23 protein-coding genes are annotated in these 22,762 nt (G+C 44.2%); 9 read left to right on the forward strand and 14 right to left on the reverse strand.

Annotation, left to right across the window (positions count from 1 at the left end; all coding sequences use genetic code 11):
• Positions 1-16: 16 nt before the first annotated feature.
• From FTW16_RS08680 to FTW16_RS08690, 3 genes are read left to right on the forward strand one after another with little or no spacing between them, the layout of a single operon-like run.
• Positions 17-478: a nitrate reductase cytochrome c-type subunit gene (locus tag FTW16_RS08680; RefSeq protein WP_004731324.1), complete on the forward strand. Its 462-nt coding sequence runs from the start codon at positions 17-19 to the stop codon at positions 476-478.
• A 29-nt stretch (positions 479-507) separates the two neighbouring features.
• Positions 508-1,089, forward strand: coding sequence for a NapC/NirT family cytochrome c (locus FTW16_RS08685; protein WP_009845456.1), 582 nt, complete (start codon positions 508-510; stop codon positions 1,087-1,089).
• An 11-nt stretch (positions 1,090-1,100) separates the two neighbouring features.
• Positions 1,101-1,238: a TIGR02808 family protein gene (locus FTW16_RS08690; RefSeq protein ID WP_010430103.1), complete on the forward strand. Its 138-nt coding sequence runs from the start codon at positions 1,101-1,103 to the stop codon at positions 1,236-1,238.
• Positions 1,239-1,365: 127 nt separating this feature from the next.
• On the opposite strand, the gene phaC is transcribed toward FTW16_RS08690, so the two are convergent.
• From phaC to FTW16_RS08715, 5 genes are all read right to left on the reverse strand, one after another.
• Positions 1,366-3,192, reverse strand: coding sequence for a class I poly(R)-hydroxyalkanoic acid synthase (gene phaC / locus FTW16_RS08695; RefSeq protein WP_146490721.1), 1,827 nt, complete (start codon positions 3,190-3,192; stop codon positions 1,366-1,368).
• Positions 3,193-3,267: 75 nt separating this feature from the next.
• Positions 3,268-3,615 carry a phasin family protein gene (locus tag FTW16_RS08700; protein ID WP_055318901.1) on the reverse strand — a complete coding sequence of 116 codons (348 nt, stop codon included), beginning with the start codon at positions 3,613-3,615 and terminating at the stop codon, positions 3,268-3,270.
• 130 nt (positions 3,616-3,745) lie between these two features.
• Positions 3,746-4,957, reverse strand: coding sequence for an acetyl-CoA C-acetyltransferase (locus tag FTW16_RS08705; protein ID WP_146490722.1), 1,212 nt, complete (start codon positions 4,955-4,957; stop codon positions 3,746-3,748).
• 26 nt (positions 4,958-4,983) lie between these two features.
• Complete coding sequence (locus FTW16_RS08710; protein WP_146490723.1) at positions 4,984-5,724, reverse strand: SDR family oxidoreductase; 741 nt, start codon at positions 5,722-5,724, stop codon at positions 4,984-4,986.
• Between the two features lie 530 nt (positions 5,725-6,254).
• Positions 6,255-6,932: an SH3 domain-containing protein gene (locus tag FTW16_RS08715; protein ID WP_146490724.1), complete on the reverse strand. Its 678-nt coding sequence runs from the start codon at positions 6,930-6,932 to the stop codon at positions 6,255-6,257.
• A gap of 96 nt (positions 6,933-7,028) precedes the next feature.
• On the opposite strand from FTW16_RS08715, the gene FTW16_RS08720 reads away from it, so the two are divergent.
• A complete protein-coding gene (locus tag FTW16_RS08720) occupies positions 7,029-7,604 on the forward strand; it encodes a hypothetical protein (protein ID WP_146490725.1) in 576 nt (191 codons plus the stop codon).
• Positions 7,605-7,872: 268 nt separating this feature from the next.
• Positions 7,873-8,115 carry a hypothetical protein gene (locus tag FTW16_RS08725; protein WP_146490726.1) on the forward strand — a complete coding sequence of 81 codons (243 nt, stop codon included), beginning with the start codon at positions 7,873-7,875 and terminating at the stop codon, positions 8,113-8,115.
• 170 nt (positions 8,116-8,285) lie between these two features.
• Here the strand turns inward: FTW16_RS08725 and FTW16_RS08730 are convergent, their stop codons facing one another.
• The gene (locus FTW16_RS08730) at positions 8,286-8,744 is read right to left on the reverse strand and encodes an Lrp/AsnC family transcriptional regulator (protein WP_146490727.1); all 459 of its coding nucleotides are present in this window, start codon (positions 8,742-8,744) and stop codon (positions 8,286-8,288) included.
• A 149-nt stretch (positions 8,745-8,893) separates the two neighbouring features.
• Here FTW16_RS08730 and FTW16_RS08735 point away from each other — a divergent pair, with 149 nt between their 5' ends.
• Entirely contained in the window at positions 8,894-9,823 is a 930-nt protein-coding gene (locus FTW16_RS08735) for a DMT family transporter (RefSeq protein ID WP_146490728.1), read from the forward strand.
• Positions 9,824-9,969: 146 nt separating this feature from the next.
• Complete coding sequence (locus FTW16_RS08740; protein ID WP_146490729.1) at positions 9,970-10,434, forward strand: exoribonuclease R; 465 nt, start codon at positions 9,970-9,972, stop codon at positions 10,432-10,434.
• Positions 10,435-10,499: 65 nt separating this feature from the next.
• On the opposite strand, the gene FTW16_RS08745 is transcribed toward FTW16_RS08740, so the two are convergent.
• The 5 genes from FTW16_RS08745 to FTW16_RS08765 all read right to left on the reverse strand — a co-directional run bounded on the left by FTW16_RS08745 (position 10,500) and on the right by FTW16_RS08765 (position 14,831).
• Complete coding sequence (locus tag FTW16_RS08745; RefSeq protein ID WP_146490730.1) at positions 10,500-11,873, reverse strand: sensor histidine kinase; 1,374 nt, start codon at positions 11,871-11,873, stop codon at positions 10,500-10,502.
• A 45-nt stretch (positions 11,874-11,918) separates the two neighbouring features.
• On the reverse strand, positions 11,919-12,650 hold the full coding sequence (locus tag FTW16_RS08750; RefSeq protein ID WP_146490877.1) for a winged helix-turn-helix domain-containing protein: 732 nt from the start codon (positions 12,648-12,650) through the stop codon (positions 11,919-11,921).
• A gap of 81 nt (positions 12,651-12,731) precedes the next feature.
• Positions 12,732-13,412, reverse strand: a complete 681-nt coding sequence (locus FTW16_RS08755; protein WP_146490731.1) for a spondin domain-containing protein — start codon at positions 13,410-13,412, stop codon at positions 12,732-12,734.
• 9 nt (positions 13,413-13,421) lie between these two features.
• On the reverse strand, positions 13,422-14,105 hold the full coding sequence (locus tag FTW16_RS08760; protein ID WP_146490732.1) for a spondin domain-containing protein: 684 nt from the start codon (positions 14,103-14,105) through the stop codon (positions 13,422-13,424).
• A 384-nt stretch (positions 14,106-14,489) separates the two neighbouring features.
• A complete protein-coding gene (locus FTW16_RS08765; RefSeq protein ID WP_057623238.1) occupies positions 14,490-14,831 on the reverse strand; it encodes a YggL family protein in 342 nt (113 codons plus the stop codon).
• 254 nt (positions 14,832-15,085) lie between these two features.
• On the opposite strand from FTW16_RS08765, the gene FTW16_RS08770 reads away from it, so the two are divergent.
• Positions 15,086-17,113: a PhoX family protein gene (locus tag FTW16_RS08770; RefSeq protein ID WP_146490733.1), complete on the forward strand. Its 2,028-nt coding sequence runs from the start codon at positions 15,086-15,088 to the stop codon at positions 17,111-17,113.
• Between the two features lie 257 nt (positions 17,114-17,370).
• Here the strand turns inward: FTW16_RS08770 and FTW16_RS08775 are convergent, their stop codons facing one another.
• The 3 genes from FTW16_RS08775 to FTW16_RS08785 form a co-directional block, all read right to left on the reverse strand.
• On the reverse strand, positions 17,371-17,991 hold the full coding sequence (locus FTW16_RS08775; protein ID WP_146490734.1) for a LysE family translocator: 621 nt from the start codon (positions 17,989-17,991) through the stop codon (positions 17,371-17,373).
• Between the two features lie 137 nt (positions 17,992-18,128).
• Positions 18,129-19,415, reverse strand: coding sequence for a DEAD/DEAH box helicase (locus FTW16_RS08780; protein ID WP_017631840.1), 1,287 nt, complete (start codon positions 19,413-19,415; stop codon positions 18,129-18,131).
• Between the two features lie 181 nt (positions 19,416-19,596).
• Positions 19,597-20,580 (reverse strand): CobW family GTP-binding protein, encoded by a 984-nt coding sequence (locus FTW16_RS08785; protein ID WP_146490735.1) that lies wholly within the window; start codon positions 20,578-20,580, stop codon positions 19,597-19,599.
• Positions 20,581-21,131: 551 nt separating this feature from the next.
• On the opposite strand from FTW16_RS08785, the gene clcA reads away from it, so the two are divergent.
• On the forward strand, positions 21,132-22,538 hold the full coding sequence (clcA, locus tag FTW16_RS08790; protein ID WP_146490736.1) for a H(+)/Cl(-) exchange transporter ClcA: 1,407 nt from the start codon (positions 21,132-21,134) through the stop codon (positions 22,536-22,538).
• The last annotated feature ends 224 nt before the right edge of the window (positions 22,539-22,762 follow it).

The raw sequence follows: 22,762 nt of genomic DNA on the forward strand, positions 1-22,762 counted from the left end.
GGCGGAGAAATTAACCATGAAAAAACTGATTACTGCTCTACTATCAGCTGGTCTTTTGCTAGCTGGTGCAGTTCAAGCTCAAGCTGAACTGGATAACCCAGGCGGCATTGGTGGCGTAGAATCTCTACGTGGTGCAAGTGAACTTGAAGCAACTCGCGCAGCAGATGACTTCAAAAAGTTCCCTCGTGACCAAGTACTTGAGAGTGACTACGTATACCAACCACCTCTAGTGCCTCATACTATTCGTAGCTATGAAGTTTCTCTTAACGCTAACAAGTGTCTTTCTTGCCACAGCTGGAAAAACGCAAAAGAAATGGGTGCTACTAAAGTGAGTGTAACTCACTACATGAACCGTGAAGATGCGGTACTTGCAGACGTATCACCTCGTCGTTACTTCTGTCTACAGTGTCACGTACCTCAAGCTAATGCTAAGCCACTAGTTGAGAACGAGTTCAAACCTGTAGATTCACTGCGTTAATCGTAGCCGGACTGTAAGAGAGGCTATATATGATAAAATTACTTAAAGCGTTTTGGAAAAGACTCGCGACACCAAGTAAAGCAGCCGTAGGCGTTGTTTTGTTCTTGGGTTTCTCGGGTGGTCTTTTGTTCTGGGGTGCATTCAACACGGGTATGGAGGCAACTAACACGGAAGAGTTCTGTTCTGGCTGTCACGCACCTATCGTTGCTGAAATCCAAGAGACAATTCACTACTCTAACCGTTCTGGTGTTCGTGCTATCTGTTCAGACTGTCACGTACCTCATGAATGGACAGATAAAATTGTTCGTAAGGTTCAAGCATCTAAAGAGCTATACGCACACTTTATTGCGAAAACCATCAATACTGAAGAAAAGTTCAAAGCACGTCGTGCTCACCTAGCGGAACGCGAATGGGCTCGATTGAAAAAGAACGATTCACTTGAGTGTCGTAACTGTCACCAGTTCGATTACATGGACTTCTCAGAGCAGAGCCCTCGTAGCGCGAAACAACACTCGACTGCGCTAGCTTCTGGTGAAAAAACGTGTGTAGACTGTCACAAAGGTATTGCACACAAACTACCAGACATGCACGGCGTTGAAGGCTGGCAATAAGGAGCGATTGAATGAGTACTTTAGAAAGCGTAATTTGGCACATCCTAGGTTACAGCGCTATGCCAGTTATCATTCTTGGCGGCTTCGCAGGTGTTGCAGCCGTTTCTCTTTGGATTTTATCTATGGGTAAAGACAAAGAAATCGATTAATAATCGAGATTGCATCAACGTCTACCAGTTACTTCTGATAATGCGTTGATAGGAAAAGCCACTGATTTCAGTGGCTTTTTTATTATCTGACGCTCTGTACTTTTACTTTCAAATACGTATACGTACTCTAAGCTTCACTTTCCGGTACGTCTTTCTTAGCAACTTCTGTATCAACGTTTTCTTTATCGACGATAGGAAGTACCTGTTTTACATAGTTACCTGGAGCCTTGCCAATCACAGGATTAAGCTCTGAGCCTTGATTGAAAGGTTCGATTTTTTCTTCAGTTTCAAAACCTTGGAGCCACTGATTCCAGTGTGTCCACCATGAACCTTCATTGTGAGTCGCATTCGATAACCACTCGTCTGCAGAATCATCTAAGTTATCGTTAAGCCAGAATCCATACTTCTTCTTGTCTGGGTGATTAACAATACCCGCAATATGACCAGACTCGCCCAGCACGAACGTCTTGTTGCCACCGGTATTCAAGGCACCACGGTAAGTCCCCTGCCAAAGAGCTATATGATCTTCTTTGGCTGAAATGAAGTAGCTTGGTATTTTTATCTTATTGAGATCAATCCAAACACCGCCCACTTTCACGCCTTTGTCTTGAACCAGTTTGTTTTCTAGATAAAGCTCTCGCAACAAGAAGTTATGACACTTAGCCGCCACGTTTGTGCTGTCACTGTTCCAGTACAGAAGATCAAACTCCATCGGGCTGCTGCCTTTGAGGTAGTTATCAATGTAATAGTTCCAGTACAGACTATTTTCACGAAGCAAACTGAACGTCACACTCAACGAACGACCATCCATATAGCCCTTGCCATCGTTCTGCTTCTCTATGGCGTTGATGATCGTTTCATTGATATAGGCGCCCACCTCACCCGGCTGCGAGAAATCCAACAAGGTGGTAAAGAACGTCGCGGTTTTAATACGTTTCTTCATGCGTTTTGCAGCGTAGTAAGCCACCGTCGAAGCCAACACTGTGCCGCCAATACAGTAACCTGCTGCATTAATCTGCTCTTTACCGGTAATGTCTTCAATCGCAGCAACGGCTTTAACCACGCCTTCCGTAACATAATCACCAAACTCAGTGTCTTTCTGCGCTTCACCAGGGTTGCGCCAAGACATCATGAATACGCTATGTCCTTGCTCAAGTAACCAGCGAACCATCGAGTTCTTCTCACGAAGGTCAAGAATGTAGTACTTATTGATGAACGGCGGAACGATTAACAAAGGCGTCGCGTTAACCTGCGGTGTCTTTGGATGGTACTGAATCAGCTCAAACAGCTCGTTTTGAAAGACAACATCACCTTCGGTGTTCGCAACATCCACACCCAATCGGAAAGCGTTGTTGTTGGTCATGCGGATCTTGAGTATATCGGCGCTTGCTTCAACGTCTGCTTGTAACTGCTCTAATCCATCGAGGAGGTTTTCACCATTTCGCTCAAGCGTCAGTTTCATCAACTCTGGATTCGTTGCAATAAAGTTGCTTGGAGAAAGTGCATTGATTGCCTGACGAGAAAAGAACGCCACTCGCTCTTTGGTTTTTTCGTCAATACCTTCGATCGAGTTGATGGTGTCGATATAGCTTTTACTGAATAACAAATAGGATTGTTTTATAAAGCTGTAGAACGGGTCGTTTTTCCACGCTTCATCAATAAAGCGCTTGTCGCTGCGGTCTTCTGAGATAACACTCTCGGTGTTGCCCATCAGCGCGGCATTCTGCCAGATCTTAAGTTGCTGTTCCCACCATTGAGATTGTAACTGAAGTAGAACGGCGGGTTGGTTAGCGGCTTGCTCGAAGATTTTTGATGCATCATCAAAGTTCAATTCTTGCATCGCTTGGTTTAGGGGAGATTGCGCGGCTTCCTTGTTTTGTTCAAAGCTTTCCCACCATTGCTGGTTCGTTTGTTGAAGTTTAACAAGGTAGTCCGAAAAGAAGTGTTGAAACATAACATGACTCCAATAATCGGAAAATCGCCACCGAGCCTCACAGTAAACACTGCGCTAACTCGATGGCGATTAAATTTATGCAGGTGTAACTGTTTTCAAGTTTTCAGTTGTTAGTGTTTCAACATCTTCTTTGAACTCTTTTGCAGCAGCTTGCATTTTTGAGCTATCACTCATCATCTGTTGAGACAGTTGAGTTAGCGCTGCTAGTTGCTGGCTGTTGAACGCCGTTAGGCTAGCCACGTCTTTGATTTCAGTCACTGCTTTCATTTGCGCAAGACCCATGTCCGTGTAAGTCTGCATTGCATTCATTTGCAGTTCAGTCATCGTTTGGACGTTCTTTGCAACCAACTTGTTGAACTTTAAGTACGGTTCAAATTGCTTTTCAGTTTGGTCAGTAATTGTTTTGAAAATATCCGTGTACATAAGTAACTCCTGATGAATACATAGTTTAATAAATTTGTGTCACTATCGTTTCAGCCAACGCTCATCGATTAACTCACGATGCTTTGAAAAGCTGATCCGATATTTAAGCTTGCTACCGATATATCAGGCTCTAACCTTCAATACCTTTTAGCAAAACAGCGGTTCCCATTCCTCCACCCACACAGAGTGAAGCAACGCCATAAGTCGTTTTCTGTTCAAGCATTTCATGGATGAGTGAAACAATAATTCGATTGCCTGAAGCACCTAAAGGATGGCCAAGCGCGATTGCACCACCATTCACATTGACCTTTGGCTTGAACTCATCAAGCGGTAAGTCATGCTGCTCTGACAATTGGTACATTACGCCAAGAGCTTGTGCTGCAAACGCTTCATTCAATTCAAACAAATCTACTTCTTCTAGAGTTAGATTCGCCTTATCAAGCGTTTTAGAAACGGCTTCTACTGGGCCTAACCCCATAATCTTTGGGTCCAGACCTGACTGTGCATAACTGGTCAGTTCCACTAAAGGTGTTAGACCATGTTTCACTACCGCCGATTCAGACGCTAAGATGATTGCACTCGCGCCATCATTGATGCCCGAAGCGTTACCCGCAGTGACAGACCCTTCACGGTCAAATGCTGGGCGAAGCTTTTGTAGACCTTCGAAGGTTGCGTCTGACTTCGGGTACTCATCGGTATCAAAAGTGACAGTTTGTCGACGCTGCTTAACTTCTACAGGCACAATTTGATCGTTAAACTTACCCGCTTCAATCGCCGCGACTGCTTTCTGTTGGCTTTCTAGGGCATAGTTATCTTGAGCAAGGCGAGAAATATTCAACGTATTCGCGATATTTTCAGCGGTCATGCCCATGTGGTAGTGATTAAACGCATCGGTTAAGCCATCACCAACCAGTAAGTCTTTCATTGAGATGTCACCCATTTTGTGACCGTTACGAACGCTCGCTGGTACCACAAAAGGAATTTGAGACATGACTTCAACGCCAGCAGCAATAACGACTTCAGCATCTTGTGCTTTGATGTGCGCCGCTGCATCCATCACTGATTTCATGCCGCTGCCGCAAATCATGTTCACGCCGTATGCAGGTGTTTCCTCAGGTAACCCTGCATAGATGGAAGCCTGACGAGCAACCCCCATGCCTTGACCTGCCGAAATCACGTTGCCGACAATCACTTCATCAATCGCATCCAACGCAAGATCGACAGACTCAAGTGCGCCTTTGATAGCAACGCCAGCCAAATCACCAGCAGATACGTTTTTTAGTGACCCGGTGAATGCACCAATAGGAGTGCGCTTAGCTGCAACAATAAATACTTTTTCCATCATTCCATTCCCTTCAGTTTCGCCAATTAGTGCATGTACAAGCCGCCATTCACAGACAATGTTTCGCCTGTAATGTACGCGCCAGATTCACTCGCTAAAAAGCCCACTGCGTCCGCAATTTCAACAGGTGTTGCTAAGCGTTTCATCGGGATTTGGTTCTTGATTGAATCCAGTACTTCAGGCTTCATTTGCTCAACCATAGGAGTTGCTGTGTAGCCAGGGGCAATTACGTTCACTGTTACGCCACTACGAGCGCCTTCCGCAGCCAAAGCTTTAGAGAAACCAATCATTCCAGCTTTCGCTGCCGAGTAGTTAGTTTGTCCGAATTGACCTTTAAGACCATTGACGGAAGAGATATTGATGACTCGACAATTACCCTTTTCGCACATAGGAGCGAACAAAGGTTGAGTCACGTTGAACAAACTGTTTAAGTTCGTTTCGATAACCTCTTTCCATGCTTCAGCATCCATCTTTTTAAATACGCTATCACGAGTAATACCTGCGTTGTTGACCAGTACATCCACAGTGCCTTCTTCTTCTAACAACTTGCTTAAGCTCAGCGCACATTCCGCAGTATTGGTAACATCTAATTCAAACAATCTCACTTGATCTTCGGTGAATTTTTTTTCGTTAAACCATTCCAATGCACATTGGTAGTTTCCTGTAAAATAAGTCGCGATGACACGATAACCGTCTGCAACTAATTTAGAGGAAATTGCTGAGCCGATACCGCCTTTTGACCCTGTAATTAAAGCAAGCTTTTTCATTAATGGTTCCATCCCTTACAAGCAATTAAATAACAATGATGTTAATAAGATAATGTCTTAGTTGATAATTAAACTTTACGTTTTGCTTTAATTAAACCCTACAACTCAAAATCAAAAAATATTATTACAAATGGAAAATATTTATATCTTATGATTAAAAACTTGACTTCCCTCTCAAAACCAATGAAATGTTGCAAACATGTAAACTAATGCAAGATACTGATATCAAAAAGATTTATTTACTTTCAACTTTATCACCAAGTAGATAAGTCATTGTTAACAAGAGATAAACCCATATTTCTTAGCTTGTTTCAAGAAGAATGCAAAGTGAGATTTTGAAACGATTGATCATGGTAATAATAATAAAACTCTTATTAGCCATTAATAAATGGTTCCTTATCATTCCATATAAAACTCAATATAATTAACGTTCTGGATTGGAAAACTGAACATTATGAATAGGCAAAAAAAGCCCACTCAATCTATGAGTGGGCTTAAGTAAACATTATTAATAAATAGAGCGTGGGGTTCTACCTCATAAATATTTCATTTGTATTTACGTCAAGATAAATTTTATTTTCAAGGGACAACCCACCACAATAAATAAAATAAACATCTCGATTGCTGTACTTAACCGATTTCACCCACCCGCCGAGTTCTTCAAAATCACTTGGGACACACTCCCCTTCAGAGATCAGTTTAGCCACCGAATTACGGAATTTCTCTTGATGAATCTTGAGGTCATCAGACTTAACCAAATAGGAATCTAATATCTCTTTGCTTTCTTTTTCTGAGATAATCACTTCATCATTAGATAGACCTGACATAGACACCCATTCAGCTGTCTGCGGGCCACCTTCTTTGAGAACAATATAATCAGAGATACGAGCCCATTCGCCTTGTTTCTCTAACACTTCGATCTTTTCACCTTTGTAGAGATAATCTGTTATCAACCCATCAATTTCAGGCTGTTCTACCACTTCAAGCTTTCTATCCAAAACGTAAAATTCCGTCTGTTCTGGTTCAGGCTGAAGATCCATTATGGGTGCAAGGTCAGATTCTGACTGCTGAGTAACTTCTACAGCTGGCTCTTCTATTTTCTCTGGTGGAATTGGGTCTTTATTCATGATCAAGAAGTAATACGCAGCTCCTCCTCCCAATATTAACAACACAAGTAAAGCGATCAGCGCTTTTTTCATCAAATCCACCAGCTCTTCCGTTTTAGGTATGGTTCAAGTGTACATCAACTCATGCTGCTGCTCATCTATACTCTATATAGAGAACGCGGTAAGTAGAGGAAAGTCATGAGTTTTTGGGTGAAGGTTATCATTGTGTGTGTACCTTTGAGTACTAATGTCGTGCTAGCAAACCAATGTAGCAGTGAAAACTGGCAAATACTGTTGGATCGCCAGCTCTCATTTGAAGGACGTTACAACCAATACACCAAAGAATTCAACCAAGTTCTCTCAACCTACAAGTCACAAACGCTGTTATCCAAACATTTCACCAAAAAGCAGATCATTAAGCTTTGGGCAAAGTACGAACAAAGGTTTAATGTACAGCTCAATAGTCATATGAATACCGCTTACAATGTCTCTGAGGTTCTATTAAAACAGGCATACGTTGTGTCTACCGAGTTAGATGGGGCTGAGTCTCTCACACATTCTTGGCAAGCCGTCGCTAAACATTGTGCTAGAGCAAAACTACCGAGACAAACAGAAAGCGCGCAGGTGCACGTACAAAGCTCACAATCACTCTCTCGAGATCTCTATACACTCAGTGAAAAATTTCGGCAGCTGTCTACAATATACCGTACAGAAGCTACGATGCTTGATGAAGCACGCCACACAAACCAACCGGTAAGCGATGTATCAAACTGAAGAAACCATTAGATCACCTCACTGTTCGACTGGACTTTTCCGATAAATATGTTCTACCCAGTTCATAATATTCTAAGAGCTCGCTAATCAAAGCTTTATCAATAAGTTGTAAAACTAATGTGCTAACTATCAACAATGAAGTTCAATTTCCGACCAATGCAAGCGAGTATGTGAGATATTCATCACAAAATAGATTTACAAACGCCAGAAAATTGTTATCATGAATCTTCATATAACTTAATAACAAGAAACATTTTGGCTAGGTAATATGCAAAAGACTATGGCTTTCAACTGCTTGAGTAACACGGAATGGACTGCAGAGATAAGAGGTAAACTTTTATCTGTAGCTAAACACATGGAAGAGTTCGGTTCAGTAAGTGAGCTAGAGCTATGTAAGATATTTGGAGAAACAATTTGGAATGATGGTGTGGATTACCATTCACATGCTTTTTCATTCAGAATTAATGCACAAACTGGGGATTGTTCAATCTCTCACTTTAAGTATCACTAAGTTTTGCACCTATCATATACGGAGTACCTTTCACGAGGTGCTCCGTTTTTTATTGCCGTGATTTTGTCATTTTGTGGAAGATCTTTTGTCACCTTCGCATTGTTATCCAAAGATCAAACCATTTCGTTTTCAGCTCACTATACTCGATAACACTCACACTTTCCCTCTGCTTAGTCGGTGTAAACAGGAAGCGGCGCATTGCCTTTCACTTGTCTTATCGCTAGATGAGTATGGATGTCTTTAACGTTAGAGAGACGCTGAAGCTTTCTGGTAAACGCTTCATAGGCCATCAGGTTCGAGCTAACGACTTCTAACAGATAATCATAAGCGCCAGAAACGACATGGCAGCTGATCACCTCCTCCATCTCGACAATGGCACCTTCGAACTTATCGATCGACACTTCTTGGTGGTTGTTTAGGCTCACTTCGACAAACACACTCATCGCCACACCCACCTTCTCTCGAGATAAGCTCACGCGGTAACCGTCGATAATGCCTTTTTCTTCAAGCCTTTTGATACGTCTAGCACAAGGTGACGGGGATAAGCCGACTTCATCAGCTAACTCTGCTGTGGTCAATCTACCGTCCTTTTGCAGCAACTCGAGAAGATGTCTATCAATTCTGTCCATAGTGAAAGCCATTCATTAGTTCAATTCGTTAACAATTGAAAGAATGTTAGCAGAAATCCTCAATGATAGGTCAAGTTAGAACGAAACTTGCCAACTTGAGGCACGAGCTCTCCTCCATAATTAGTCATCATTCACTTTCATTGTTTATTATGAACCTTGGCTATCTATCAATTACCGTCACTCTGCTGATCTGGGCGAGCTTTTTCCTTTCTCTTAAAGGCGGCGCGAATTCAGATTTAACACCTGCAGATATCGCTCTCACAAGATTTCTCATACCGGCTTTGGTGCTATTACCGTTGATGTGGAAAGCACGCTGCGCCATTGCAGTCGTCCCTAAACGATATCTAACGGGTATGTTTGTGGGTAGCGGATTGCCTTATCTACTTGTTGCCGGAACGGCCATGCAGTTTGTCCCCGTATCACATGGCAGTGCGTTAGTTCCGGGGACACTTCCGCTGTTCGTCACAGGAATTGCAGTACTCTTTTTTAAGCAACCACTCAGCCGACACCGTGTTGTAGGTTTAGGTCTGGTTTTGCTCGGCATACTGTTGTTTTTGGGGAGTAGCTTAAACAGCTTCAACTTTGAATACACCAAAGGTCACTTACTGTTCCTGTGCGGGAGCTTAATGTGGGCAACCTTCACTATCTCTGCCCGTGTCGCCAACCTAGATGCTTTGGTCAGTGCAGGGTTTATTTCTCTCTGCTCTACTTTGTTGTTAGTGCTGCTTATCCTCACCGGAAAGCTCCCTAGCCATTTAATGGATACCCCTTTCGCTCAATGGCCTTTCGCAGAGCTAGCCATTCATTCAATGGTACAAGGTGTTGGAGCGGGTTTAATAGCGGCGTTCACTTACCTTTATGCGGTCAATACCTTAGGGGCTGAACGTTCTGCCGCCTTTGGCAGTGCAACCCCCGCAGTAGCAACCTTGTTAGCCATCCCGCTTTTTAACGAGATTCCCGATGCGATGACTTGGCTCGCCCTTGGTTCGATTTGCATTGGCAGTTTGGTTGCGAGCAACATTTTTATGAGAAACGACCAGTCCATGCAATACCAACCGCCAAGTCATAGTAAAGCGTAGCGCTTTTTATATTCACCATTTTCGCTAGTTTTCAGGTATGCGGCATCCAGATAAGCCTGCAAAGGTAGGCTTATCTAAAATCTGCTTTTTCTAAGCTCGCTTCTCCATTAAACTGTCCGACCTTTTTGCTGATTCAAGAGAACACCATGCAACGCGACTACACCTTAACTTGTTTAATCACCATGCCTCGTCATGAACTAGAAGAATTTAGTTTAAGAATGATCCATCGCCTTGTTCCTGAAGACGCAATGACAGAATTGTTCACGTTCGAACAAGAAGAAGTAACCAGTGAAGAGCGCATGCAGTCGGCAAAATTCGATGCGATGCTGCGAATGACGGCTATTGCGCTTGGCGAAGTAAACCTAGCGTTTTCTGAGTCGGATAACTCACAACAAAACATCGAGCGCATGACTCGCCTACTGCTTTGGCACTTCTACTCAATCTCTTTCAACCTTGAAGAAGCAATCGCAATCGAAGTGCACTGCGAAAAAGTAGAGAAGATCTTAAAGAACGCACCTAAAGATGCATTCGGTTGGGTTAAAGAGTTAACTGAGTTGCTTCACTTCTACGCAAAAGTAAATGAAGGCAACGAAGAGAAGAAAGACGCGTAACCTTGCTTAATCTTTAGCTGGCTGCAATTCAAAAACAGCCCAGCGAATACCAAAGGCAGAAAGAACTATATCGAAGGCAAGTAAAAGCTTTGCTGAAATGAGTTCTCTGCCTTTGTTGTTTCTAGCACACTGTGATGCAACATCAGTATCGACTGAGCGATCTTGGTTCCTATGCCCAATGAACCATTCGGTGCTTCCTGCTCCACCTCATTGTGAATCACGACTCTCACCCGCTTCGAATCCGGTTCAAAATCAACACTCAGTGAAACTGCTGTTCCACTTGGGCTATGCCTCAACGCATTGTCTAACAAGTTCAAAATCAACCTTTCAAGCAAGTCACTGTCACCAGCCGCTTTTACTCCATCAGGCATATCCACCTTAAGTTCGACATCTTTATGGCGGTACTGACTTTGAATCGTTTCTAAGCACTCACTCAGTAACCCATTCAAATCTATCGACACGTATTGATAGGTAGGAACAGAATTGTCATGTTTGGCACTGTCGAGCAGTGAATGGAGCTGTTCAGACAACTTATTGCCATTGCGGTAAGCAACGTCAATTAATGGGTCTGATTGCGGGTTTTGAATCTTCCACGTTTCTAGATAACCCAACACGCTCGACAATGGCGTTTTCAAATCATGACTGAGCTGCAATAAGCTTTGTCTGCGATGTGATGACTGATATTCAAGCTGTAAGAATTGCTGTTGAATGTGTTTCGCCATCAACTGATAAGAGCGTGCAATCGGCACCAACTCCGGTACTTGATGAATGAAGTTGGGGTCAAGACGGAAATCTTGTTCTGCTTGCTGCTGCAGTTTGTTTGTAACTTCTTCGATAGGGTTTAAGAGGCTGCGTTTCACGAGCAGGTAAGCCCCAATCGCAAAACCTAAGATAGAGATCAGCATAAGTCCTGCTAGCGCCATATAAGGTGTGTCGACTTGCGAATTAGCGATCACGGTATGGCGATTACTGCCAATCAACACATACAGATACCCAACTGTTGAACCCAACTCTTCAATCGCAGCAACGGAAAATACCTTACGAGAATCAGGATTGATCGGGTCTTCGCCAAGAATCGGATAAGGCTCGTCATTTAAAAATTGTCTAATGGGTGCTAAGTCTATCTGGCTTGCCAACACAGTGCCTTCTGGCGCAGCGTGCGTCGTGATATTTCCTTGGCTGTCGAGAAAATAAATGTCGAAATCGGGACCAATCAACATCAAGGTATGAAATATGGATTTAAGGGCTTTGGGGTTGTAGTCAGTCCCAATCATCAGAGGGTTATCATCGCGCATGTGAACCGCGAGCTCTTTGTGTAAGCTTTGTTTAGTTCTTTGTTCTATGGTCTCTTTTTGCCAATGATACGTGTAGGCAATCACCACACTCACGAGCAGAAACCACAAACTGGTAAACAACACTAAACGCGATTTGAAACTCATGTTCTCTCCTCGATGGCTCTTAAGCTTAGGACGCGACACATAGGTCTAAACTTTCGACTCGAACTTATAACCAACACCCCAAACGGTTTTAATGAAATCATCGTCGCTATTCGGCATGGCCAACTTAGTTCTCAAGCGGTTAACCGTGCTACACACCGTGTGGTGATAACCAGAATGATCGGTATTCCAAACGTGATTGAGCAGTTCGTCTTTGCTATAGACACGTCCCGGTCGGGTGGCTAAAAAGTGCAGTAACGTAAACTCGGTTGCTGTCAGTGGGACATCTTGATTATTCAAAGAAACCTGATGACGCTCAGGTTGGATGGTAAGCCCACCAAAGTTCATTACGGATTCGGTTGATTGCGGATCTTTCACTGTTGCTTCAGAGTGACTTAAGCGACGCAGTACGCTCCTTACTCGAGCTTGAAACTCGAGCACACTGAAAGGCTTGGTTATGTAGTCATCAACCCCAGCTTCTAAACCCGACACCTTATCTAGCTCAGTATCTCTTGCTGTAAGCATTAGAACAGGCCTCCAGTCTTCTTGCTGACGTAACAATCGACAGAAATCGAGACCATCTCCGTCAGGTAAGCCTCGATCAAGCACGATCAAATCAAACTGGCTTCCCTGATATAGCGCTTGAGCCTTTTCAATTGAGTTGGTTCTTACAACGTCATGCCCTTGGAACTTGAGGTGCATCTGCACTAGCTCGGCCAAGTCGTCATCGTCTTCAACTAACAATATGTTTGCCATCAAATTTACCGCAGCACTGTTCATTATCCCTGCTCTATTCGGAGTCTGCCCACCTTTCAATTGACCGGAACAGAGCAGGAATTCTTTCATCGTGTGTTCAACCAGTTACTCAGTGCGAGTAATAGTGATTCGCGCACCGGGGTTAAGGAAGCGATGATTGCCACTTAATGCAGAGGTAGCTAGACCATCATCTTGGCTGATGACACCAGAGTGGAAGCTGACGACATCGGTGTCGTTTCTATCACTGTTAAAACCTTCCCCACCACCAGCAGGCCCAGGAATGGTTTCTGCAAGCTCGTCGTTGAGCTCCGTTCCTGAATCCCACACATTCATATTCATCGTGAACGTGTCACCCACCGCTAACGATTTCAGCGATAAACCAGATTCACCAACAAACGCATCATTGGTGTTGACTAGCATTGAAGCAACGGAGATGTACCCTTCTTGATTTAGAACGACACGAATAGACACCGTGTCTTGTTCTCCGGAAAGAATCAGCCCATTTCCTGAGATGCCCTGATAAACATTAGCGTCGCTGTCGCTGAGCGCTAGGAGTTCAGCATTACTGCCGCCTTCAGCTAAGTATTCAAGGTCAACGGAAGCACTTTGGCCGATTTCAAACAGATCAAAACTGGTGTTGTGCGTCAGCACTGCGAGTGGCGACATGGGTTGGTTGGGCGTGAGGTTAGTAACACTCACATCGTAACGGTAGTAATCATCGTCATCATCAGGACAACCGGCCAATACGGCGACAGAAGCAGCGATAAATAAAATTCTAGCTTTCATACATCCCCCTTACTTCACGACGATAGTGATAGTTGCCACAGGGTTTAACCAGCGATGGCTACTGCTATCGAGGTCACTAATACCGCCTGCAGCATCACTATCACCAATGTTACCCGGATGAATATGAACCTTAGCGTTAGACACGGCAGTTTCTACACCTGTACCACCAGCGCCAAACGTAATGAAAGGCGGATTTGGCATACTACCAGCCAACTCATCATTGGCTTCAGTACCTGCATCATAACCATTCAGTGTGGCTTTATAGGTACCGGCTTGAGTTGGGATTTTCCAGCTGTCTAATCCAACAAAACCATCGTTGGTCGGCAACAACATCGCGCCTAGTGACAAGTAAGCTAAATCACCCGTATCAATATCGAATGTGGTCGCGACACCTGGGTCAAGAATGCCACTAGCGGGGTTTTCTACTACTACACCACCTGCATTAGCTATGACACCAGAAAGGCCTGAGATGTCACCACCTTCCGCCATGGATTCCAACTCGGCAGAAGCGGTTTCCCCTGTTCTAAACATGAACAAGCTTGAGTCATGAGCCGCAGCTAAGATTGGCGTAAAGTAGATCCCTTTCGTTGCATTAGTGACAGTGACTTCAAGCTCAGCAGCCTGAACTTGAGCCGCTCCGAAGGCCAGCATAGCCGAGCTGATCACTAAGCTGATTTGAGTACGTTTATTCATATTGATTCCATCCTTTATCGAGTCCTTTCGTGACTGGCGAATCAATAACATCGAAATACGTGTTATCTAGTCAGCCACGAACTGTGGTGTTGTTGACTCTAAGAATGGCGATCGAATCTATCAGCAACTTCATTGAATTCTCATAAAAGTCTCACAAGTTTATCCAAACTTATTACAGCCCAGACAAGTAGCCATAGAACGCTGATATCTAAGAGAAATTGATCGATTCACAAAGCAAGAGGGAAACATTAAAAAGAGAATAAGAAAGGAAGAAAACACAAAAAGGCCGAATCGACATACCGATTCGGCCTCTGTTTTTGTGTATGGTTGCTCGTTCTAAAAGCCGTGTAGACCTCTAAGCAAAGCTAACAGTACAACATCAATTTAGAACGCGTAGTTTGCGTCAATAAGCTCGCTGACTTCAACTTTCGTCACTTCAGCACGCGCTTCAAGCCACTGTGCAACTTGCAGTTGCTCTGCTTCAGTTACAGAACGGTAACGCTCGATAGAACACAAGAAACCTTCAAACAGCTCAAGGCCACCGCCACCAAAGCATAGGCCGATGCTGTCGATGAAATCGATGAACTCATCAATGAACACATCGTATTGGTCAAAATCAGTAATCGATGTCTTGCAGCTTACTTCAAAACCCAGAATCGCGAATTCACCTAGGTATAGCTTTTTGCGTAGGCGACGATTTTTGTTTTCGATTTTATCTAATTTCATAACTGTCTCTCTTTTCATTTGATTAAGCATTTATACACAGTTCTAACCCAATCCCCAAGAGTTTTGTATTGCATGAGCGTGTTAATGGCAAAATTCGTGCTACAGAAACAAAACCTTAATCAAATCTATAAAAATCTGTCACTTAACTGCTTCACGATTAGTCACACATTGACCTAACTTATTAACTCATTAGTTAATAACTGGGTTAGTCATGAATAACGAATAATAAAATCAGCCAATAGGAAGCAGTCGAGATGAGCAAGGAAACATTTGATAGCACTCGTTTTAACAAGAGCAAAAACAAACCCTTCGAAGAAGTTCTAGATGCAAACCTTTCAAGAAGAAACGTATTAAAAGGCGGTTTAGGCATCAGTGCAATGACCGCTTTTGGCGCGTTTGGTTTAGCGGGTCACAGCACAGCTAACGCCGCAACAATGCAAGCAACGGGCGCGCAGAAAAGCACCGCAACTCTAGCGTTTGAATCGGTTAAAGGCTCATTGACTGACAGTGTTGTCGTACCGAAAGGCTACACAGCACAAGTGCTCGTTCCTTGGGGCACGCCACTTAACAAGCAAGGTAATGCTTGGTTAAAAGACGGTACAAACAACGCACAAGACCAAGCTAATGCACTGGGAATGCACCACGATGGCATGCACTTCTTCCCGCTTGATGGCAACAGCAATGATGGTTTGTTGGTGATCAACCACGAATACATTGACCAAAAAGCCCTGCACGCTAACGGCCCGACATACAATGAAGGCGCTCGTCCTAACATTGATGAAGTACGCAAAGAGATTAACGCACACGGCGTGAGTGTTGTTCGCGTTAAGCTTGAAGACAACCAATGGGTAATGGTCGACGACGATCCGCTTAACCGCCGCTACACAGGCGCGACAGTCATGGATCTATCTGGCCCTGTCGCTCACAGTGAGTTTACCAAAACCAGATTCTCACAAGACGGCAGCCAAGCTCGCGGCACATTAAATAACTGTGGCAACGGCTACACACCTTGGGGCACTTACCTAACTTGTGAAGAGAACTGGCCAGGTTACTTCGTCAATAAAGGGACAACGACACCAGCTCAAGAACGTATCGGCATCGCTACTGACAAAACACGCTACGGTTGGGACACACTTTCTGGTGACAAACAAGAACGCTTGGACGAGTTCGCACGCTTTGACGTGACACCAACCGCTGATTCTCCAATGGACGATTACCGTAACGAAGCACACGGTCACGGCTACATTGTTGAGATCGACCCATACACAGCAAACTCTCGTGCGAAGAAACGTTCTGCTCTGGGCTGCTTCCGTCATGAAGGCTGTACGTTTGGTAGGCTAACCGAAGGCGAGCCGATCGTATTCTACTCTGGCCACGATTCTCGTTTCGAATACCTATACAAATTTGTTTCTGAAGCGAAATGGGACCCACGTGACGCTGAGCCAAGCAACCGCCTAAGCGCGGGTGACAAATACATGGACAAAGGCACGCTTTACGTCGCTAAGTTCAACGACGATGGTTCGGGCACATGGTTACCGCTAACATTAAGCAGCAAAACCACCAACGGTGGCAAGCTAGGTGATACGTTTGACTCTCAAGCAGCACTTATCGTAAATACAGCGGGCGCAGCTGACCTTGTAGGCGCAACGCCAATGGATCGCCCTGAATGGTGCTCTGTAGACCCAATGACAGGTACCGCTTACCTAACGCTAACTAATAACAACAAGCGTAAAGAAGCCAATTCAGCGAACCCTCGCGTAAACAATAAGTTTGGTCATGTTATCCGTTGGGATGAAGGCAAAACGGCAGGCGAATTTGATTGGGATATCTTTGTATTCGGTTCACCTGCAGCGGAAGACAAGTCTATCAACCGCTCTGGTCTAACAGACATGAACCAATTCGCGAGCCCTGATGGCCTAGCGTTTGATGCTCGTGGCATCCTGTGGATTCAGACAGATAACGGCGCAGACGAAGTAACCGGCTACACCAATGACCAAATGCTGGCTGTTGTTCCATCTCAATTAACGGATGACAAAGGCAACAGCGCGGTGATTGATGCAAACAACCAAGCACAGCTTAAACGCTTCTTTGTGGGTCCAAACGGATGTGAAGTAACTGGCTTTACTATCAGCCCAGACTTCAAATCACTGTTTGTGAACATTCAACACCCAGCAAACTGGCCATCGTCTGAAGATGCAACGGCTCAAACTCAAGGCAATGTTCGCCCGAGAGCATCGACAGTTGTCATTCGCCGTGAAGACGGTGGTGAAATCGCGGTTTAATAAGCAAATCTAGCTAAGGTCAGCAATCTTACTGCTATCTAGTTTCTGTTCGCTAGCTAAGTAAAATCAAAAAGAGCGATAAGGCTAATTGCCCTATCGCTCTTTTTATATTCTATTCATTCTTTGGTTTAAGTAAGAATCCGAATTTTCAAAACTCACCGTAATCCTAAGTACTCATCATCCCAAGCACGCGTCATCCTCGAGAAGGAGGAACGACTGAGTCGGGGATCTCTCTACCCGTTGTCGTTAAAGCAGAATTAACTCACGAACAACCATACACCCACGCCCATCATTAGCGTGCCGGCAATACGGTTCATCAACTTCACATTGTCAGCCTTGCCGAGCATGTGTTTAAGGCTCTTACCGCCTGTCGCGTACAGAGTCATACAAACAAATTCAGAAGCCAAGATAATAGACACCAAAATCATCAGTTGAGGCGCTAAATCTTTACTGCTGTTGATAAAAGGAGGAAGCAGAGAGATCATAAATGCCCACCCCTTCGGGTTCGCAATTGCAGTCACGAAGCCTTGAACCACCAAGTCCCAATCATTGTTCACTTGAGCTTCTTGATTATCAGTACTGATCGCCAGTTTGCCTCTTGAACGCCACATCTGAACGCCTAAATAGAACAAGTACCCTGCGCCCACAAACTTGAAGCCTGTAAATAACCATGGGTAATTCAGCATGATCGAAGCTATACCCAATACTGCGGCCACTGAAACTACCGCGACGCCAGCCAGTTCACCGATCATCATCCATAATGTACGCTTGTAACCGATGCTCATGCCCAACGTTAACGCCAAGGTCATACACATGCCAGGTGTGATTGACACAAAGAAAAACGTGGGAATGAAAGCCCAAAGTAGCGCGCTATCCATATTATTACCTTATCGACTTATTTTTATTTGAGTGTTTTAGCTTGTTGAACTGTCTTTGTAAGGAGCGACCTTGTATTTAGCGACACAACGAAAAAGAGCCACAATACAGTGGCTCTTTTTCATTACCAACCGTAATTTTACTTACGACGGTTTTTAATTCGCTTCATCATAGTCAAACGACGTTCTGCACTCGCTTGATCTTGAGGCTCTTCGTTCGCGTTGTTCTTACGACCTTGGCGGTTTTTGTAAGCCGACTTGGTGTTCAGCTTTTCAATGTAAGCGTCGCGCTTCTTCGGTTCGTAACCTGGTTGTTCGACACGACGAATACGTTGTTGAATCAATTTCTCAACCTGAACCACGGTTAACTCTTCTTCGCGGTTAACGAAAGAGACAGCATGACCTTGCTTACCTGCACGACCAGTACGTCCAATACGGTGAACATAGTCTTCTGCTAGGAAAGGCATGTCGTAGTTGATTACGTGTGGTAAGTCTTCGATATCAAGACCACGAGCCGCAACGTCTGTTGCTACCATTACACGCGCTTTACCTTCTTTAAAATCGTCTAGAGCACGACGACGAGCACTTTGCGCTTTATCACCGTGACACAATACTGCTTTAATGCCATCTAGCTTAAGCTCTTTAACCACGTCATTCGCTGTTTCTTTGTAGTTCACAAACACCAGCACTTGGCGCCAGTTTTTACGGCCAATCAGTTCAGAAAGTAGTTCTGTTTTACGTTCTTGATCCACGGGGTAAACCACGTGACCGACAGTAGCAGCCGTTGAGTTTTCACGTTCAACACTGATACGTTTTGGTTTACGTAGAATATCAACCGAAAGTTGGTTCAACTGAGTCGAAGTCGTTGCAGAGAACATCATGATTTGTGGAGAGGTTTCTACATCCAACATGATCTTACGAACCGCATTGATAAAGCCCATATCAAGGATACGGTCAGCTTCATCGAAAACTAGGAATTCTAGGTTAGCAATAGACACGTTACCCGCTTCTAAGTGCTCTTCCAAGCGGCCCGGAGTCGCAACCAGAATGTCCACACCCAGCTCTAATTGACGAACCTGTGAAGACATCTTGTTACCACCGTAAACCGCAGAAACGCTTAGTTCAGTGTATTTAACGTAGTCTTTGATGTTTTGAGCGATCTGCGCAGCAAGTTCACGAGTTGGAGCCAGAATAAGGCCGCGAGCCGTTCCTCGAGATGCTTTTTTGCCGCTATTCAGTAGGTGCTGAATAACAGGCAATGAGAATGCCGCTGTTTTACCCGTACCGGTTTGAGCAGTAGCAAAAATATCATGGCCTTTACGAGCCATTGGAATCGCTTTTTGTTGAATTGGAGTGAGTTTTTCATAACCACACTCAGTCAACGCTTTGACTAATTCAGGAGCAAAACCTTGAGAGGAAAATGACATTGTTACGGGTTCCTTAAGCAGACAGCCTACATTCTTATTTCAGCCGAGCACTATAAAGTAATTAGAGTGATTTATCTCACATTTATCGTGATATAACGCAAACTTTCTCATTTAATCCGGTGTTTACCACGCCATCGACGAAGTAAACACCCGATTATTCAGTTCAAACAGAGATTAAACCCTATTTGATGCCACACAGCTTGAGCAGAATCTGTTCAAGATCGCCCCATGGCATTAGCTGTGAGTCGATCACTTCCAGTCGAGATTCAAAGCCATCGAGTGTGATTTCATTGACTGACACGACTTGATTCGCCACGTTAAACGCGTAGCAACCTTGGTCTGTATTCACCACGGCTTTTACACGTTCAGCCGTCAAATCAGACAACATTGAGAATAGTGCATCAAAGTCGAACTTATGCTCTGCACCAAACAGCCATCCACAACTAAAATAACCCTGTCCTTTATTCTCTTTACGGATGAAAGCTTCACCGGGAGGAAGTTGGAATTGAGGTTCTTGTTCAGCGTGATCGTGATGGTGCGCTTCAATATGAGATGAAGCACTGCCATACACTCTTTCAATGTCCAACACTTCCAGTGGCACTTCGCCGTCATGGATTAGCTTATGGAAGACTTTTGCTGGCGTTTGAACAGTCACCCAATCATTAAACACATCGATATCTTCAGCATGAACAAGGTCTACCTTAGTACCAAGAATCACATCTGCACTGTTTAGTTGATCATTGAAATTCTGATTCGACGTGTACTTTTCATTAGATAGATTTCGTGGGTCTACCAAACCAAGCGTCGCTTTTAAATCAACATAAGGTGTGTATTGTTCTGAAGTTAACGTTGCAATCACTTGTTTAGGGTGACCAAGCCCTGTTGGCTCAATCAATAAACGATCTGGCTTTTGGCGAAGTAAGGCATTAATGCCCACCGACATAGGAACGCCTGCTGTACAACACATGCAACCACCCGGTACTTCTTTAATCAAAGCGCCTTGATCTGTCATCAATGCACCATCAATACCAATTTCCCCGAACTCATTAACCAGAACAGCCCAGTTTTCATTTTCAGGTTTATTTTTTAACAGGTTCAAAATGGCTGTCGTTTTACCAACACCCAAGAAACCCGTAATAATATTTGTAGGAACTTTTTTAGTCATATCAGTTCTCCTTTTTAAGGGAGTATATACTCAATCACTAAAAAGTTGACCCCAATCGATTGTTTACACTGAGATTCGTTGATAAAGGTTAGCGCGAAAATAATCAGAAGAGATAGACAGTAGAGGCAGAATGCGGAAATGGGATGCTCCAGACAGACTAAAGGCGTACTTACTCAGTACGCCTCACCCTCGTTACTCAATCGTGAGTTCGCGAATCAGGAAGCCTTAAATATCGACCTGAACATTTAACGAGGAACTAAAACTTTGTTTCTGAATCCATCCAAATTGTGTGTAAAACCTCACTTCTCCTTGCGGTTCGTTATGTTGCTTTACGATTTAACTATGGTTCATTTTTGGGGATATTCAAGCCGCCACCAGAGAAACGATCAAAATTGTGACGGCGATTCCACTATTGCCCATAGATTCCATTTATGTAACACGCACATTCCATAAATGAAATTCAACTTTCCATCTTTGTTGCTATAGGATATGCAGAGGAAGCGTATAATTTACGGCAAGCCCGCCTCAACCTATTCAGGAGCCTTATCTCAATGACCAGAAGAGAGAAAATTAAGCAGTCCCTACTAGCCAAAATGCCAAGGGATGCTATGAATCAATTTCTCTCAAGGGATAAAACCCCAGCTTCCGTTCTCTTTCTTTCTTGTATTGTAGGTGTACTTGCTGGCGTGGTGGGTACCTATTTCGAAGTCGCGGTTCATTTCATCACAGAAACTCGTACCGATTGGCTTAAAGATGAAATCGGCAGCTATTTACCCCTTTGGCTAGCCGCTTTCCTTATTAGTGCTGCATTTGCCTTTATTGGTTACTTCCTCGTTCATCGCTTTGCTCCAGAGGCTGCAGGCTCAGGCATCCCTGAAATTGAAGGGGCGATGGACGGTATGCGCCCTGTTCGATGGTGGAGAGTATTGCCAGTAAAATTCTTTGGCGGTATGGGCGCATTAGGTTCTGGGATGGTTTTAGGTCGAGAAGGACCAACCGTTCAAATGGGCGGCAGTATTGGTCGCATGGTCACCGATATCTTTCGAGTCAAAGATGACGACACTCGCCACTCACTATTAGCTTCCGGTGCCGCAGGTGGTTTAGCCGCCGCATTCAATGCACCACTGGCTGGCATCATGTTTGTAGTCGAGGAGATGAGACCACAGTTTCGCTACTCACTCATATCGATCAAAGCCGTCATCATCTCAGCGATTTCAGCCAACATTGTGTTTCGTTCTATCAATGGCCAATCTGCCGTTATCACAATGCCTCAATACCAACCGCCTGAACTGGATGCTCTGTGGTTATTCTTGTTGTTAGGCGTATTGTTCGGCCTGTTTGGTGTAATTTTCAATAAGCTGATTACACTTTCGCAAGACCTGTTTGTGGCAATACACAAGAATGACCGTAAACGCTACTTAATGACAGGTTCCCTGCTGGGCGGTTGCTTTGGCTTATTGCTGCTCTATATACCGGAGTTGACTGGCGGTGGTATTGGTATCATCCCGAACATCACTAATGGCAACTACAGCGCAAACGTGCTGCTGTTAATCTTCTTAGGGCGCGTGCTCACCACGCTACTTTGTTTCGGCTCTGGTGCACCGGGTGGTATCTTTGCACCAATGCTTGCTCTAGGCACACTCTTTGGTTATGCGTTCGGGCTTATCGCGGCGGCATTCTTTCCGGAACTGAATATTGAGCCGGGCATGTTTGCAATTGCTGGCATGGGAGCCTTATTTGCCGCCACCGTGCGAGCACCTATCACTGGTATTCTATTGGTTATTGAAATGACCAATAACTACTACCTCATACTGCCGTTAATCATCACCTGCTTAGGTGCGGTAATCATTGCTCAAATGTTTGGTGGGCAGCCAATTTACAGCCAATTACTCAACCGTACGCTGAAAAATGAGAAGCTAAGACAACAAGACCTCCCTCAGCAAGAGGAAGTGCGTTAATTACAAATGACTCATGAAACAAAAGCACACATTCAACGTGCTTAATCTCCCGATTCTGTATCAAAATCAAAAAAGCAAACGTTAAACTTGATATCATCCACTCAAAATTAGTTGAGTGCCCTCAAAATCTATTGATGGGTGACCTACACACTCTAACTAAAGCAAAAAATGCAATATTCTGTAATTAACTAAGTCGGAGTAAGTCGTTGAACTGGAGAAGATTG

The organism is Vibrio sp. T20 (assembly GCF_007858795.1).
Lineage (GTDB): Bacteria > Pseudomonadota > Gammaproteobacteria > Enterobacterales > Vibrionaceae > Vibrio > Vibrio satsumensis.

What these genes read in the sequence shown, in the direction of transcription:
- FTW16_RS08735 (WP_146490728.1), top strand. Translation starts at nt 8,894, where the DNA reads ATGAACCTTGGCTATCTATCAATTACCGTCACTCTGCTGATCTGGGCG.
- FTW16_RS08760 (WP_146490732.1), bottom strand. Translation starts at nt 14,105, where the DNA reads ATGAATAAACGTACTCAAATCAGCTTAGTGATCAGCTCGGCTATGCTG.
- FTW16_RS08745 (WP_146490730.1), bottom strand. Translation starts at nt 11,873, where the DNA reads ATGAGTTTCAAATCGCGTTTAGTGTTGTTTACCAGTTTGTGGTTTCTG.
- FTW16_RS08780 (WP_017631840.1), bottom strand. Translation starts at nt 19,415, where the DNA reads ATGTCATTTTCCTCTCAAGGTTTTGCTCCTGAATTAGTCAAAGCGTTG.
- FTW16_RS08750 (WP_146490877.1), bottom strand. Translation starts at nt 12,650, where the DNA reads ATGAACAGTGCTGCGGTAAATTTGATGGCAAACATATTGTTAGTTGAA.
- FTW16_RS08765 (WP_057623238.1), bottom strand. Translation starts at nt 14,831, where the DNA reads ATGAAATTAGATAAAATCGAAAACAAAAATCGTCGCCTACGCAAAAAG.
- clcA (WP_146490736.1), top strand. Translation starts at nt 21,132, where the DNA reads ATGACCAGAAGAGAGAAAATTAAGCAGTCCCTACTAGCCAAAATGCCA.
- FTW16_RS08680 (WP_004731324.1), top strand. Translation starts at nt 17, where the DNA reads ATGAAAAAACTGATTACTGCTCTACTATCAGCTGGTCTTTTGCTAGCT.
- FTW16_RS08755 (WP_146490731.1), bottom strand. Translation starts at nt 13,412, where the DNA reads ATGAAAGCTAGAATTTTATTTATCGCTGCTTCTGTCGCCGTATTGGCC.
- FTW16_RS08685 (WP_009845456.1), top strand. Translation starts at nt 508, where the DNA reads ATGATAAAATTACTTAAAGCGTTTTGGAAAAGACTCGCGACACCAAGT.
- FTW16_RS08705 (WP_146490722.1), bottom strand. Translation starts at nt 4,957, where the DNA reads ATGGAAAAAGTATTTATTGTTGCAGCTAAGCGCACTCCTATTGGTGCA.
- FTW16_RS08740 (WP_146490729.1), top strand. Translation starts at nt 9,970, where the DNA reads ATGCAACGCGACTACACCTTAACTTGTTTAATCACCATGCCTCGTCAT.
- FTW16_RS08720 (WP_146490725.1), top strand. Translation starts at nt 7,029, where the DNA reads ATGAGTTTTTGGGTGAAGGTTATCATTGTGTGTGTACCTTTGAGTACT.
- FTW16_RS08690 (WP_010430103.1), top strand. Translation starts at nt 1,101, where the DNA reads ATGAGTACTTTAGAAAGCGTAATTTGGCACATCCTAGGTTACAGCGCT.
- FTW16_RS08700 (WP_055318901.1), bottom strand. Translation starts at nt 3,615, where the DNA reads ATGTACACGGATATTTTCAAAACAATTACTGACCAAACTGAAAAGCAA.
- FTW16_RS08710 (WP_146490723.1), bottom strand. Translation starts at nt 5,724, where the DNA reads ATGAAAAAGCTTGCTTTAATTACAGGGTCAAAAGGCGGTATCGGCTCA.
- FTW16_RS08770 (WP_146490733.1), top strand. Translation starts at nt 15,086, where the DNA reads ATGAGCAAGGAAACATTTGATAGCACTCGTTTTAACAAGAGCAAAAAC.
- FTW16_RS08775 (WP_146490734.1), bottom strand. Translation starts at nt 17,991, where the DNA reads ATGGATAGCGCGCTACTTTGGGCTTTCATTCCCACGTTTTTCTTTGTG.
- FTW16_RS08730 (WP_146490727.1), bottom strand. Translation starts at nt 8,744, where the DNA reads ATGGACAGAATTGATAGACATCTTCTCGAGTTGCTGCAAAAGGACGGT.
- FTW16_RS08785 (WP_146490735.1), bottom strand. Translation starts at nt 20,580, where the DNA reads ATGACTAAAAAAGTTCCTACAAATATTATTACGGGTTTCTTGGGTGTT.
- phaC (WP_146490721.1), bottom strand. Translation starts at nt 3,192, where the DNA reads ATGTTTCAACACTTCTTTTCGGACTACCTTGTTAAACTTCAACAAACG.
- FTW16_RS08725 (WP_146490726.1), top strand. Translation starts at nt 7,873, where the DNA reads ATGCAAAAGACTATGGCTTTCAACTGCTTGAGTAACACGGAATGGACT.